The sequence below is a fragment of the Streptomyces sp. NPDC110618 genome (assembly GCF_055657065.1).
Genome location: NZ_JBVKBN010000006.1, coordinates 213,378 through 226,986, shown reverse-complemented (window position 1 = coordinate 226,986; position 13,609 = coordinate 213,378). Strand labels below are relative to the sequence as shown.

Sequence of the window (13,609 nt, the reverse complement as noted above, 5' to 3'; positions counted from 1 at the left end):
TCCCGGCCGCACACGGGCGGCCGGGACCTCGGGTCGTGCGCGGCTCAGGCCGTCGAGGGCTCGCGGACCTCCGCCGGGACGCGGGTCTCGGGCGCCGGCTCCGGGACCGCGGCCGGGCCGGTGCCCGGAATCGCGGCGGGGACCGCGGAGGCGGGCAGGCCGAGGGTGAGCGGCGTCCCCGTGGACGGCGTCCACCCGGACCGGCCGCCCGCGTAGGCATCGCCGAAGGCGGCGCCCGCCAGGGTGGTGCCGGTGGGCATGGTGGCGGCGACCGCGACCCCGTCCGGGGCCTCGACGGTGACCGTGTCACCGATCCGGTAGGCCGTGACCTGCCCGCCGTCCAGGGCGGCGTGCCAGTCGGCGCGGCGCTGGAGTTCGACGCCGATGTCCTTCATCCGCGGGTTGACCACGGGGGCGTCGGCGGTGAAGAGGGCGTCGTAGGTGTCGAGTACGCCGTTGAGGACCGGGTAGGCGATGCGGTCCTCGGTGAGGTTGGACTGGTGGATGAAGTGCGGGCGCGGGTCGCCCGCGAGGACATGGCCGAGGGCGGTGCGGATCTCCAGCGGCACGATGTAGTCGGCGTAGCCGGTGGCGGTGTCCAGCGGCTCGTCGAGGCAGGTGGAGGTGGCCGGGTTGTCCTCGCAGATCCCGCTGCCGCCCTGGGCGCGGCTGGTGTAGATCCAGTTGTACTCGTCGACCTGCTCGGCGGCCCGGCCCGCGTTGTAGAAGACGTTCATCGGGTAGCGCGGCACGGTGATGGACGGGCCGACCTGGCGCTGCTGCGGTTCGCGGGAGTTGTCCGAGGCGAGCCAGGTGATGTCGGTGTCGTCCAGGGCGAGCGCCAGGTTGGGGTTGTCGGCGGTCTGCTGCGGCAGCACCTTCATGCCCGAGTGCTCACCGGTGACCAACTCGTCGTTGTGCAGGGGCAGTCCGGACTGCTCGCCCCAGACCCGGTTGGTGGCGATCTCGTCGACGATGGTGTTCCGGCTGACCCAGCGCACACTGCCGTCGGCCTCGGTGGCGCAGCGCCACGGCACCACGCTGGTGTCCTGCTCGCAGCCGAGGAAGGCGTGCGTGTAGGTGTGGTTGATCCAGCGGAACTCGTCGCGCTCGGCGATGAACTTGTCCGCGAGGGGGTCGGCGCCGCCGTTGTCCTGGCGGTGCTCGACGCTTCCGGCGCCGTTGTAGGCCATGTCCAGGGTGAAGTTCCGGCTCGCCTGCCAGTCGGCGGCGTAGGTGACGTCCTCGGGTGTCATCCGGATCGGGTCCGGTGTGCCCGCGCCGTCGGGGCAGTCGACGTCACCGGGGGTACAGTTCAGCTCGGTGTTCCAGCGGTCGTCGGCGGCGAAGACATCGTCGACGTGGACGGCGAAGTAGTTCCGGGACGCGCCCAGGTGGATCCCGCCGGTCATCCACTCCACGATGCCGCGGGCCAGCAGCCGGAACTGCTGCTGGTACTGGTTGTACACAAACGTGACGACCAGCTCGCGCCGCCCGTCGTGCCGGTACTCGCCGACGAGGGAGCCGCGCTTTGCGGTCCCCGGTATCGCGGCGTCGACGTAGGTGGTGAAGTCGGCGCCCGCGACGGGCGTGGAGAGGTAGGCGTAACTCTCGCCGACGGTGGGGGAGTTGTCCTCGAAGGGAACCTCGTCCCGGAGGTAGCCGAAGGGCCCGGCCTTACCGGCCGCGGTGACCTTGGCCCGGACTCCGTCGACGCTTCCGGCGTACCCGCCCTCGACGGGGTACTTCAGCCCGGCTTCGGGGCGTGCGTAGGTGTAGGCGTCGACCTGGGGGATGTCGTAGGTCCGCTCGTAGTCGACCAGGGCCGCCATCTCGGACGATCCGGCCGGGAACGGGTTGTCGCTGGGCAGGACGACGGCCTGGAACCTGGCCCGGGGCCGTCCGTCGACGGTGTCCGCGAGCAGGTCGGCGTCGATCACCGGGCGGTCCGCCTCGGTGAGGTCGATCTCGGTGTACGGGGTTCCCGCCGTGTCCAGTTCGGCGGCGATCGCGTCCGTCGACGGGCCGCCGTCGCTGACGACCAGGACCCGCAGATCGATGCGGGGCGTGGTGTCGGCGTGTGCCGTTCCGGCCGGCAGGCCGATCGCGGCGATGAGCGCGCCCGCTATCAGCGCGCTGGTGTGAAACATCCGCTTCATGCGGTTTTGTCCCCTCCCCGGGCAGGGGTGGGCGCAGCTCGCACTGAGCGGACTCACCCCCTTGCGCGACGCCGTGCCCCCCTCAGTAGCCGGTCGTTCACGCATCCGTCGTGTCACATAGTGGAGTCTCTGTGTAGCTTTCGTGGTCATCTAGCGAAACATGACGGAAAAGCGTAGGTGTCCAACAGGTCGTGATCGACCCGGACTTGACGCGCCGGGGCCGGGCCGAGGGGGTGGTGCGGCAGGGGCGCGAAACGCTTTGTGTGCAGGTCGGGGGCCTGATGAAGGCACCGGCGGGCCGGGTCGGCCCGCCGGTGCTTCTTCCGGAGGTCTGGACCACGCGGGGAAGCAGGCCACAGACCGGTTTCAGGTCAGCCGCGGCTCGTCAGGCGCACAGCACCCGGGTCTCGGGGGTGTAGACCGGACCGCCGCTGATGCTCGTGCTGTCGCTGAACTCGGCGTAGAAGTAGGAGTAGAAGCCGATGTTGCCGTTGCAGCCGGAGTCCGCGGCGACCTGGAGGGTGAGGGTGACGGTGCGGCTCTGGCCGGGCGGGACGGTGGTGCCGTAGTTCGCGCCGAGGTTGGCGGGACCGGTGCCGGTGCACGGCGTGGCGCCCGCGGCCGTGGCCAGCGAGCAGGAGGTGAAGCTGTACTTCAGGTCCGGGCGCTGGGTGGTGAGCCACGTCGGGTCGATGGTCTGGTAGACGAACCAGATGTCGTACGTGGCGTTGTTGGTGAGCGTCATCGACAGGTTCACCGTGCCGCCCGGCGTGGTCGTCGCGCTGTCGGTGCTGAACGACAGGGCGGCCGGGGCCGGTTCGGCGGCGTGCGCGGAGGGGGCCAGGCCGAACGCGGCGAGCAGGAGAGCCAGGACGGCGGTGAGACCGAGGCGTCTCATCAGAGGTGATCGCATGGCCCGGGAGGCTAGGGGCGCTTCGTCCCGATGTCTGCACCGCCGGAGGCGGGTCGACCGGAAGTGATCGTCGCGTGCGGGACCTGTGACGGCGGTGTGAAGTGGCCCTGGCTGTACGGACGTTGAGGACGGCGGGTCCCGCCCGTTCCGAACGCTATTGGCGCGTATGTGACGCCCCTCGGTTCACATGATCGATCGCTCCTCACTTAATGAAAGGTGAAAGAAAAGTCGTGACGGAGTTATTGACCCGGTAGTTGAACGGCGGCAGGGTTCACCCGGAGCGCGCTCTGTCCCAATACCTCACTCGTACCGAGGAGTTCAGCCATGCCCGCAGCAGGCCGACCCGTCGCGATGGCCCCACCCCCAAGACCGGCGCTCCACACCGTGGTTGTGACGGTCGTACTCGCCCTTGCCGCGGCCCTGCTCGCCGTTGTGCCCGCGACGAGGGCAGCCGCCGCACCTACCCTGCTCTCGCAGGGCAAGGACGTCACCGCCTCCAGCGAGGAGCACGCCGGCACACCCGCCGCCGCGGCGGTCGACGGCGACAACGGCACCCGCTGGTCCAGCAAGTTCGAGGACCCGCAGTGGATCAGCGTCGATCTAGGCGCCCCCGCCCAGCTCAGCCGTGTCGAACTGAGCTGGGAGACCGCCCACGCGAGTGCCTACCGCATCGAGATCTCCCAGAACGGCGACGACTGGACCACGGCCTACTCCACCACCACCTCCGGCGGCGGCAACGAGACGCTGAACATCTCCGGAACCGCCCAGCACGTCCGGGTGTACGGCACCGCCCGCGCCACCGGATGGGGCTACTCGCTCTGGGAGTTCAAGGTGTACGGCACCCAGGCCGACGAGCCCACCGTCCCCGGCGGCGGTGACCTCGGCCCGAACGTCCATGTCTTCGACCCGTCGACCCCCGGTATCCAGGCCAAACTGGACGAGGTCTTCGAGCAGCAGGAGGACGCCCAGTTCGGCAACGGCCGGCACGCCCTGCTCTTCAAGCCGGGCACCTACAACAACCTCAACGCCCAGATCGGCTTCTACACCCAGATCGCCGGTCTCGGCCTGAAGCCCGACGACACCCTGATCAACGGGGATGTCACCGTCGACGCGGGCTGGTTCAACGGCAACGCCACCCAGAACTTCTGGCGCGCGGCCGAGAACCTCGCGGTCAACCCCGTGAACGGCACCGACCGCTGGGCCGTCTCGCAGGCCGCCTCGTTCCGTCGTATGCACGTCAAGGGCGGGCTCAACCTCGCGCCCACCGGCTACGGTTGGGCGAGCGGCGGCTACATCGCCGACTCCAAGATCGACGGCGAGGTCGGCAACTACTCGCAGCAGCAGTGGTACACCCGCGACAGCTCCATCGGCGGCTGGTCCAACTCGGTGTGGAACCAGGTCTTCTCGGGCACCACCGGCGCCCCGGCGACCGGGTTCCCGGAGCCGAAGTACACCACGCTGGAGCACACCCCCGTCTCCCGCGAGAAGCCGTTCCTCTACCTCGACGGCAACGACTACAAGGTGTTCGTTCCCGCGCTGCGCACCAACGCGCGCGGCACGACCTGGGAGAACGGCACCCCCGCGGGCCGCTCCCTGCCGCTGAGCGACTTCTACGTGGTCAAGCCCGGCGCCACCGCGGCCACCATCAACCAGGCGCTCAGCCAGGGCCTGCACCTGCTGTTCACGCCCGGCGTGTACCACGTCGACCAGACCATCCAGGTCAACCGCGCCGACACGGTCGTGCTGGGCCTCGGCCTGGCCACGATCATCCCGGACAACGGGGTCACCGCGATGCGCGTCGCCGACGTCGACGGCGTCCGGCTGGCCGGCTTCCTGATCGACGCCGGACAGGTCAACTCGCCCACCCTGCTGGAGGTCGGCCCGCAGAACGCGAACGCCGACCACGCCGGCAACCCGACCACCGTGCAGGACGTGTACATCCGCATCGGCGGCGCGGGCCCCGGCAAGGCGACCACCAGCATGGTCATCAACAGCGACGACACGATCGTCGACCACACCTGGGTGTGGCGCGCCGACCACGGCGAGGGCGTCGGCTGGGAGACCAACCGCGCCGACTACGGCGTCCGGGTCAACGGCGACGACGTGCTGGCGACCGGACTGTTCGTCGAGCACTTCAACAAGTACGACGTCGAGTGGTACGGCGAGCGCGGCCGGACGATCTTCTACCAGAACGAGAAGGCGTACGACGCGCCCAACCAGGCCGCCATCCAGAACGGCTCCACCAAGGGCTACGCGGCCTACCGGGTCGACGACTCGGTCAACACCCACGAGGGCTGGGGCCTGGGCAGCTACTGCTACTACAACGTCGACCCGAGTATCAGGCAGGAGCACGGGTTCAAGGCGCCGGTGAAGCCGGGGGTGAAGTTCCACAGCCTGTCCGTGGTCTCCCTCGGCGGCAACGGCCACTTCGAGCACGTCATCAACAGCACGGGAGACTCCACGGAACCGGCGGGCAGCTCCACCGTCCCCTCCACCGTGACCAACTTCCCGTAAACAGACACCTCCGGGCCCGGCGCGAGCACGCGCCCGGCCCGGAGGCCACCACGTCTCACTGCGCGGCGCGGTCCTGGAGGTTGGCCTGCCAGGCCGGATTCGGCTCCTTCGGCTCCGCCTCCACGGGCCGCCCGCCCCGGGCGAAGAAGTCCGCGAGCGGCAGGATCGCCGCGCCCACCGTCACCGCGTCCGGGCCGAGCGTGCCCAGGTCGATCCGCACGTGCCCGGCCGGGTACCGCAGCGAGTAGGCGGTCGCGTGGGCCCGTACGGAGTCCAGGAACCGGCGCCCCAGCTGCAGGCCCGCCCAGCCGCCGACCAGGATGCGCTCGGGCTGGAAGAGGTTGATCAGGTCGGAGAAGCCCGCGCCCAGGTACTCGGCGGTCTCCTCCAGGATGGCCAGCGCCGTCCCGTCCGCCTCGCCCTCGGCCGGATAGGCCGAGGCGAGCATCGCGGTCAGCGCCGTCTCCTCGTCCACACCCGCGGGCGGGCGACCTCCCGCCTCCGCCCACCGCTCCAGCAGCGCCTCCGCGCCCGCGTACGCCTCCAGACAGCCCTGGGCGCCGCAGCGGCAGCGCCGCCCGCGCACCCGTACCGTCAGATGACCCCACTCCACGGCCTTCGCCGGCCCCATGTCGGCGGAGACCACACAGGCGCCCACACCGGAGCCGAAGAGCACCACGGCCGCGCTCTGCGCGCCGCGCCCGGCACCGAACCACATCTCCGCCTGGCCGAGCGTCTTGGCGCCGTTGTCGACGTAGTACGGCACCGTCTCGGGCAGCGGCCCCGACTCCCGCAGATACCGCTCCAGCGGCACCGCGTCCCAGCCGATGGTCTGTCCGTGTACGATGGCGCCGTCCTCGGGCGTGCGCGCGACTATGCCGGGGACGCCGATCCCCACACCGATGAGCTCCCGCGCCGCCGTCCCGGTGCGCTCCAGCACCTCGGCGATGCCCTCGCGCAGGTGGCGGACGACCACATCGACGTCGTAGCGGTCCACGCGCCGCCCGCCGGTCGCCAGCGGCCGCTCCAGGCGGGCCAGCTCGGTGAGCGCCAGGTCGAACAGCTCCACGCGCACCCGGGTCTCGCCCACGTCGATGCCGATCATGTACCCGCTGCGCGGGCTGACCCGCAGCAGGGTGCGCGGGCGGCCGCCGACCGAGTCGACGCTGCCGGCCTCCTCGACCAGCCCCTCCGCCATCAGCTCCGAGACCACATTGCTCACCGAGCCGGAGCTGAGCCCGGTGGCGGGCCCGAGTGTGAACCGGCTGAGCGGTCCGTCGAAGTACAGCCGTTGCAGCACTGCGGTGCGGTTCTCCCGCCGCAGGTCACGTACCGTACGGCCGCTGCGCACTGTCACCTCTGCTCCTCGTCTCGTCGCAACTCGCCGCGACCTACCTGGGTCGAGGCTCTTGACGCGATCTTAGCTTGACGCTTAACTCACGTCCTAAATTAAGCCGTGGGGGTACGGGACCGGCACGCGGGGCGCTGCTCCGGATCCCTCCGCGGACGACAGTCGCTCCTTCCCGGAAGGCCTACTGAAGTCATGCGCAGAAGCAGAGTCGCACCCATCGCAGCCGTAACCCTCTCGCTCGCCCTCGCCTCGGCTGCCTGCGGCGGCGGGTCGACCGGCTCGGAGGGCGGCTCCAACGAGCAGCCCAAGACCCTCACGTACTGGGCCTCCAACCAGGGCGCCAGCCTGGAGGTCGACAAGAAGGTCCTCCAGCCCGAGCTCGACAAGTTCGAGAAGGAGACCGGCATCAAGGTCAAGCTGGAGGTCGTGCCCTGGTCGGACCTGCTCAACCGTATCCTCACCGCCACCACCTCCGGCCAGGGTCCGGACGTGCTGAACATAGGCAACACCTGGAGCGCTTCGCTCCAGGCCACCGGCGCCCTGCTGCCGTGGGACGCGAAGAACTTCGAGGCCATCGGCGGCAAGGACCGCTTCGTGGACTCCGCGCTGGGCTCCACCGGCACCCAGGGCCAGGACCCGGCCGCCGTCCCGCTGTACTCCATGGCCTACGCCCTCTACTACAACAAGAAGATGTTCGCCGACGCGGGCATCGAGAAGCCCCCGGTCACCTGGTCGGAGCTGACCGAGGCCGGCAAGAAGCTCTCCAAGAACGGCAAGTGGGCGCTCGGCGCTGAGGGTTCGAACCTCTCCAACAACATCCACCAGGTGTTCGTCCTCGGCAAGCAGCACGGCGCCGACTTCTTCACCCCCGACGGCAAGGCCGACTTCACTTCCGACGGCGCCGTCGCCGCCGTGAAGCAGTACGTCGACTTCATGGCCAAGGACAAGATCATCGCCCCGGGCAACGCCGAGTACGCGCAGAACCAGTCCCTGAGCGACTTCGCCAAGGACAAGACCGCGATGGTCCTCTGGCAGACCGCCTCGGCCACCTTCAAGTCCCTGGGCATGAACGAGGACGAGTGGGGAGTCGCCCCCGCCCCCGTCCAGTCCGGCACCCCCGGCACGGGCACGAACACCAACTCCATGGTCGCCGGCATCAACATGGCCGTCTTCAAGAACACCAAGAACATCGACGGCGCCAAGAAGTTCGTGAAGTTCATGACCAGCGACGAGGAACAGAAGATCCTCAACAGCGCCTACGGTTCCATCCCGCCGGTCAAGTCCGCCCAGGAGGACCCCGCCTTCAACTCCCCGGCCCTCAAGGTCCTGCGCGACACCCTCGCCACCAGCGCCACCGCACTGCCCCAGGTCCCCGAGGAGTCGCAGTTCGAGACCGTCGTGGGCACCGCCGTGAAGGAACTGTTCGCCGACGCCGCCGCCGGACGCAAGGTCACCACCGAATCAGTGCGGGCCAAGCTGGAGAAGGCCGAGCAGCAGATGTCCACCTCGTGACGACGGACTCCACCACCATGACCACCACCGCTGCCTACGGCACGGTCGAGCGGACCGCTCAGAAGCAGGACCCCGGAGCGGCGCCCAAGAAGCGCCGCCCCGGGTGGCTGCGCCGCGTGTCCCTGCCGTACCTGCTCCTCCTGCCCGCCCTCCTCCTCGAACTCCTCGTCCACCTGGTGCCGATGGTCATCGGCATCGTGGTCAGCTTCCGGGAGCTCACCCAGTTCTACATCCGGGACTGGACCACCGCGCCCTGGAACGGCCTGGGCAACTACGAGATCGCCGTCGACTTCGACGCCCCCGTCGGCGAGGCCCTGCTCAAGTCGTTCTTCACGACCTGTCTGTTCACCGTGCTCTCGGTCGGCCTGTGCTGGCTGCTGGGCGCCGCCGCGGCGATCTTCCTCCAGGAGTCCTTCCGCGGCCGGGGCCTGCTGCGCACCATCTTCCTGGTCCCGTACGCGCTGCCCGTCTACGCCGCCGTCATCACCTGGGCGTTCATGTTCCAGCGCGACAACGGCCTGGTGAACCACGTCATCCACGACCAGCTCGGGCTCACCGGCTCACCGCCCTTCTGGCTCATCGGCGACAACGCCTTCTTCACCCTGCTGATCGTCTCGGTGTGGAAGGGCTGGCCGTTCGCCTTCCTCATCATCATGGCCGGACTGCAGAACATCCCGCGCGAGATGTACGAGGCCGCCGCGCTCGACGGCGCCGGGATCTGGCAGCAGATCCGCCGGATCACCATGCCGTCGCTGCGCCCGGTCAACCAGGTGCTCGTGCTGGTGCTGTTCCTGTGGACGTTCAACGACTTCAACACGCCGTTCGTGCTGTTCGGCAAGGCGGCGCCGGAGTCGGCGGACCTGATCTCGCTGCACATCTACCAGTTGTCGTTCCAGACCTGGAACTTCGGCACCGGCTCCGCCATGTCGGTGCTCCTCCTGCTGTTCCTGCTCCTGGTGACCGGCGTCTACCTCGCGCTCACCTCCCGCGGAAGGAAGGCCACCGATGGCTGAGCCCCGTTCACCGATGGCGGCCCCCCAGTCCTTCCTGTGGAGCCGGCGAATCTTCCTCACCCTGCTGACGGGCTTCGTACTGCTGCCCGTCTACGTGATGATCTCCAGCTCGCTGAAGCCGCTGGAGGACGTCTCGGGGAAGTTCACCTGGATCCCCTCCGGGCTCACCGTCCGGCCGTACTTCGACATCTGGGAGACCGTCCCGCTCGCCGACTACTTCGTCAACTCGCTGATCGTGGCGGGCGCGGCGACCGTCTGCTCGGTGACCATCGCCGTCTTCGCGGCATACGCGGTCAGCCGCTACAACTTCCGCGGCAAGCGCGTCTTCACGGTCACCGTGCTGTCCACCCAGATGTTCCCGGGCATCCTGTTCCTGCTGCCGCTGTTCCTCATCTACGTCAACATCGGCAACGCCACCGGCATCGCCCTGTTCGGCTCCCGCGGCGGCCTGATCATCACGTATCTGACCTTCTCGCTGCCGTTCTCCATCTGGATGCTGATCGGGTACTTCGACTCGGTGCCCAGGGACCTGGACGAGGCGGCGAAGGTCGACGGCTGCGGCCCGCTCGGCGCGCTGTTCCGGGTGGTGGTGCCCGCCGCGATCCCCGGCATCGTCGCCGTCGCCGTCTACGCCTTCATGACGGCCTGGGGAGAAGTCCTCTTCGCCTCCGTCATGACCAACGACACCACCCGCACCCTGGCCGTCGGGCTCCAGGGCTACTCCACCCAGAACGACGTGTACTGGAACCAGATCATGGCCGCCTCACTCGTCGTCAGCCTGCCCGTCGTCGCCGGGTTCCTGCTGCTCCAGCGCTATCTCGTCGCCGGACTGACAGCGGGAGCCGTCAAGTGACCGCCCGTCCCGATTCCGAAAGGTTCTCCGTGCCCGAGCCGATAGATCTCGCCGCCTTCCCCGACGACTTCAGCTGGGGCACGGCCACCTCCGCCTACCAGATCGAGGGCGCCGTCGCCGAGGACGGCCGGTCGCCGTCCATCTGGGACACCTTCTCCCACACCCCGGGGAAGGTCGACAACGGCGACCACGGCGACGAGGCGTGCGACCACTACCACCGCTGGCCGGAGGACGTGGCGCTGATGTCCCGGCTGGGCGTCGACACCTACCGCCTGTCCATCGCCTGGCCCCGGGTGGTCCCCGGCGGCGACGGCCCGGTCAACGCGGCCGGCCTGGACTTCTACGACCGGCTCGTGGACGCACTCCTCGCGGCGGGCATCACCCCCAACATCACCCTCTACCACTGGGACCTGCCCCAGGTCCTCCAGGACCGCGGCGGCTGGACCGTGCGCGAGACCGCCGAGCACCTCGCCTCCTACGCCTCCGTCGTGGCCGGACGGCTCGGCGACCGCGTGACCCGGTGGGCCACTCTCAACGAGCCCCTGTGCTCGGCGTGGATCGGCCACCTGGAGGGGAGGATGGCCCCCGGCCTCACCGACCTCACCGCGGCGGTCCGGGCCTCGTACCACCTGTTGCTCGGCCACGGACTGGCCACCCAGGCGGTCCGCGCCGCCGTCCCCGGCGCTCGGATCGGCCTGGTCACCAACCACTCCACCGTCGAAGCGGCCTCGACCCGCCCGGAGGACATCGCCGCCGCCGCCCGCATGGACGGCCACAGCAACCGCTGGTGGCTGGACCCCGTGTACGGCCGCGGCTTCCCCGACGACATGCGCGAGCTCTACGGGGTCGAACTCCCCGAGCGGCCCGGCGACCTGGAGACCATCGCGGCGCCCCTGGACTGGCACGGCCTCAACTACTACTTCCCGGTGACCGTCACCGACGACCCCGACGGCCCGGTGCCGTACGCCCGTGAGGTCCGGCTGCCCGACGTGCCGCGCACCGGCATGGACTGGCAGATCGACGCCGACGGCCTGGAGGCCCTGCTGCTGCGGCTGACCGAGGACTACGGGGTGCGCGAGCTGTACGTCACCGAGAACGGCTCCGCCTTCCCGGACACGGTCGCCCCGGACGGCAGCGTGCACGACCCCGAGCGCACCCGCTACCTGGAGCAGCACGTCGCCGCCTGCGCCCGCGCCCTGCGCAAGGGAGCCCCGCTGGCCGGGTACTTCGCCTGGTCCCTGCTGGACAACTTCGAGTGGGCCTACGGCTACGACAAGCGCTTCGGGCTGGTCCATGTCGACTACGCCACCCAGCGGCGCACCCTGAAGACCAGCGGCCGGCGCTACGCGGACATCATCCGCGTCCACCGCCAGTCCCGCGGCTGAACCGGACCGGCCCGGCGTCCTCCACCCACGCGGGGGAGTGCGCCGGGCCGCGGTGTGTTCCTACTCGGCCTTGCCTGCACGCAGGGTCTTCTTGGCCAGCTCCAGCGCCGGGAGCATGGCCTCGTGCTCCTCGGAGTCCAGGCCGCCGAGGTGCAGGACGAACGGCCCCTCGTCGGTGGTGACGGCCAGGGCGCGCTCCTGCTTGTCCTCGTCCAGGAGCTCGCTGGTGTAGGTGTAGGTGACCTCGGCACCGGTGAGTCCGTCCGCCGTGAAGGAGCCGTACTTCTCCTCGCTCACCCCGTCCTGACCGGCCACGAACGACTCCAGGACGCCACGGGCGCCGGCGTCGCCGGGCTTGCCGGTCCAGGCCCGCAGGAAGCCGATGTTCCCGGCCGGCTTGGCGTCGATCTCGCAGACGAGGGTGACCGGGCCCTGGCGCAGCACGAAGTCCGGGTCGCTGGTGTCGACGGCCTCCGCCTTCCAGCCCTTGGCCACGTCGAAGGTGACCGGCAGCTCGCACGCGGAGCCCTTGGCGCCGATGGACCGGCTGCTCTCCGCCACTTTCGCGTCGTCCTTCGCGGCGCTCTTCGCGTCGCCGTCCTCGGCCTCGGCCGAGCACCCCGTCACCAGCCCGACCAGCAAAGCCGCGCACACCGCCCGACGCCCCATGCCGTTCTCCCCTCACCCGTCCGGCGGCACAGAGTAACCGAGGCGCGGGGAGTGTGATCACACGGCACTACTCACCGACGCGAGGTGACGCGGTCTCGTCGGTGCGCGCGGCCTCGTCCTGGGCGAGGAGCGAGAGCAGCGAGGCGACGGTCAGTCCGGCCTCCGCCGGATGACGAAGGATCTTGCCGGGTTCGATCCGGTAGATGTTGCTGCGCCCCACCCGCGTATGGGACAGGTACCCGGCGCTTTCCAGGTCGGCGATGATCTTCTGCACGGCACGCTCGGTGAGTCTGCAGCGCGCGGCGATGTCACGGATCCGCACGTTGCGGTCGTCGGCGATAGCGGCCAGGACCCGGGCGTGGTTCGTCAGGAACGTCCACCCGGTGTACGGCTCAGAGAGTCCCTCCATGAGTCGAGTCTACGTTTGATCATTCGCGTATTCCAAGACACGTATCAAAAAACACGAAGAAAATTTCATGTATCTCTTGACGGGTGATTGCCGGAGCGGTGAGGCTGGTAGCCACAGTCCTGCAGGGATGACCGGTGGAGGCGGTCATGACGGAGGCGGTATCCACAGCCCGGTCGTCGTACGCAGCGGACATCGGCGTCCAGCCGGACGGAGACCGTATGACAGTGGTCGTGCGCGGGGAACTCGACCTGGAGGTCGCCCCCCACCTGGAACATGTGTTGCGAGACGCCCTCGGCCGGTCCGTGCGAGGCGTCGACCTGGATCTCAGCGGAGTGGAGTTCTGGGACTGCTCCGCGCTCAACATCATGCTCGGCCTGCGCGAGCGTGCCCTGCGGGACGGCAAGGCGCTGCTCGTGACATCCGTCGGCCCGGTGGCAGAACGGCTGCTCACCCTGACCGGCACCTACTCCCTGTTCGCCCCCGCGGACGAGGACGACGCATCAGAGCGGTCCTCTCCGTACGAGACCGAGGACGAGAGCATGTTGCAAGACCTGCGTATCGAGGTCGTCCAGCTTCGCCGGGCGATGCAGACCCGCCCCACCATCGACCTGGCGCGGGGCATCCTGATGGCCTCCTTCGGCCTCAAGCCCGAGGACGCCTGGGAGGTGCTGGTGATGGCCTCCCAGAACACCAACACCAAGCTGCACAACCTGGCCAGCGATCTGGTGGGTACCGTCAGCGGCGAGGCGCTGAGCGAGCCGGTGCAGAAGCAGCTGTCGGTGGCGGTCGCCAGGGTCACCAACGAGCGCGCCGGGGTGTCCGCGGGCTGAT

General features: G+C 69.4%; 11 protein-coding genes. 6 read left to right on the top strand and 5 right to left on the bottom strand.

From position 1 onward, the window contains the following. Window positions 1-44: 44 nt before the first annotated feature. Complete coding sequence (locus ACZ7L7_RS14220; RefSeq protein ID WP_472075930.1) at window positions 45-2,159, bottom strand: hypothetical protein; 2,115 nt, start codon at window positions 2,157-2,159, stop codon at window positions 45-47. Window positions 2,160-2,544: 385 nt separating this feature from the next. After that, window positions 2,545-3,072 carry a hypothetical protein gene (locus tag ACZ7L7_RS14215; RefSeq protein ID WP_285512586.1) on the bottom strand — a complete coding sequence of 176 codons (528 nt, stop codon included), beginning with the start codon at window positions 3,070-3,072 and terminating at the stop codon, window positions 2,545-2,547. Window positions 3,073-3,396: 324 nt separating this feature from the next. On the opposite strand from ACZ7L7_RS14215, the gene ACZ7L7_RS14210 reads away from it, so the two are divergent. Next, window positions 3,397-5,586 (top strand): discoidin domain-containing protein, encoded by a 2,190-nt coding sequence (locus ACZ7L7_RS14210; protein ID WP_453608294.1) that lies wholly within the window; start codon window positions 3,397-3,399, stop codon window positions 5,584-5,586. Between the two features lie 55 nt (window positions 5,587-5,641). On the opposite strand, the gene ACZ7L7_RS14205 is transcribed toward ACZ7L7_RS14210, so the two are convergent. Beyond that, complete coding sequence (locus tag ACZ7L7_RS14205) at window positions 5,642-6,943, bottom strand: ROK family protein (RefSeq protein ID WP_285512585.1); 1,302 nt, start codon at window positions 6,941-6,943, stop codon at window positions 5,642-5,644. A 186-nt stretch (window positions 6,944-7,129) separates the two neighbouring features. On the opposite strand from ACZ7L7_RS14205, the gene ACZ7L7_RS14200 reads away from it, so the two are divergent. Genes ACZ7L7_RS14200 through ACZ7L7_RS14185 form a run of 4 tightly spaced genes read left to right on the top strand, consistent with a single transcriptional unit; the run spans window position 7,130 to window position 11,700 of the window. Beyond that, the gene (locus tag ACZ7L7_RS14200; RefSeq protein WP_285512584.1) at window positions 7,130-8,449 is read left to right on the top strand and encodes an extracellular solute-binding protein; all 1,320 of its coding nucleotides are present in this window, start codon (window positions 7,130-7,132) and stop codon (window positions 8,447-8,449) included. Between the two features lie 17 nt (window positions 8,450-8,466). Next, window positions 8,467-9,462, top strand: coding sequence for a carbohydrate ABC transporter permease (locus tag ACZ7L7_RS14195; protein ID WP_472075927.1), 996 nt, complete (start codon window positions 8,467-8,469; stop codon window positions 9,460-9,462). A 13-nt stretch (window positions 9,463-9,475) separates the two neighbouring features. Continuing rightward, window positions 9,476-10,315: a carbohydrate ABC transporter permease gene (locus ACZ7L7_RS14190; protein ID WP_285512758.1), complete on the top strand. Its 840-nt coding sequence runs from the start codon at window positions 9,476-9,478 to the stop codon at window positions 10,313-10,315. Between the two features lie 29 nt (window positions 10,316-10,344). Beyond that, window positions 10,345-11,700, top strand: coding sequence for a GH1 family beta-glucosidase (locus tag ACZ7L7_RS14185; protein WP_285512583.1), 1,356 nt, complete (start codon window positions 10,345-10,347; stop codon window positions 11,698-11,700). A 60-nt stretch (window positions 11,701-11,760) separates the two neighbouring features. Here ACZ7L7_RS14185 and ACZ7L7_RS14180 read toward each other — a convergent pair whose 3' ends face one another. Both ACZ7L7_RS14180 and ACZ7L7_RS14175 read right to left on the bottom strand, forming a co-directional pair. Continuing rightward, window positions 11,761-12,369: a lipoprotein gene (locus ACZ7L7_RS14180; RefSeq protein WP_285512582.1), complete on the bottom strand. Its 609-nt coding sequence runs from the start codon at window positions 12,367-12,369 to the stop codon at window positions 11,761-11,763. A 67-nt stretch (window positions 12,370-12,436) separates the two neighbouring features. Continuing rightward, window positions 12,437-12,778: a helix-turn-helix transcriptional regulator gene (locus tag ACZ7L7_RS14175; protein WP_285512581.1), complete on the bottom strand. Its 342-nt coding sequence runs from the start codon at window positions 12,776-12,778 to the stop codon at window positions 12,437-12,439. 146 nt (window positions 12,779-12,924) lie between these two features. Here ACZ7L7_RS14175 and ACZ7L7_RS14170 point away from each other — a divergent pair, with 146 nt between their 5' ends. Next, window positions 12,925-13,608 carry an ANTAR domain-containing protein gene (locus ACZ7L7_RS14170; protein ID WP_453608302.1) on the top strand — a complete coding sequence of 228 codons (684 nt, stop codon included), beginning with the start codon at window positions 12,925-12,927 and terminating at the stop codon, window positions 13,606-13,608. Window position 13,609 lies beyond the last annotated feature (1 nt).

Excerpts from the sequence above, each read along its gene's own strand:
- ACZ7L7_RS14220 (WP_472075930.1), bottom strand. The coding sequence starts at position 2,159 with ATGAAGCGGATGTTTCACACCAGCGCGCTGATAGCGGGCGCGCTCATC.
- ACZ7L7_RS14215 (WP_285512586.1), bottom strand. The coding sequence starts at position 3,072 with ATGCGATCACCTCTGATGAGACGCCTCGGTCTCACCGCCGTCCTGGCT.
- ACZ7L7_RS14210 (WP_453608294.1), top strand. The coding sequence starts at position 3,397 with ATGCCCGCAGCAGGCCGACCCGTCGCGATGGCCCCACCCCCAAGACCG.
- ACZ7L7_RS14200 (WP_285512584.1), top strand. The coding sequence starts at position 7,130 with ATGCGCAGAAGCAGAGTCGCACCCATCGCAGCCGTAACCCTCTCGCTC.
- ACZ7L7_RS14195 (WP_472075927.1), top strand. The coding sequence starts at position 8,467 with ATGACCACCACCGCTGCCTACGGCACGGTCGAGCGGACCGCTCAGAAG.
- ACZ7L7_RS14190 (WP_285512758.1), top strand. The coding sequence starts at position 9,476 with ATGGCGGCCCCCCAGTCCTTCCTGTGGAGCCGGCGAATCTTCCTCACC.
- ACZ7L7_RS14180 (WP_285512582.1), bottom strand. The coding sequence starts at position 12,369 with ATGGGGCGTCGGGCGGTGTGCGCGGCTTTGCTGGTCGGGCTGGTGACG.
- ACZ7L7_RS14175 (WP_285512581.1), bottom strand. The coding sequence starts at position 12,778 with ATGGAGGGACTCTCTGAGCCGTACACCGGGTGGACGTTCCTGACGAAC.
- ACZ7L7_RS14170 (WP_453608302.1), top strand. The coding sequence starts at position 12,925 with ATGACGGAGGCGGTATCCACAGCCCGGTCGTCGTACGCAGCGGACATC.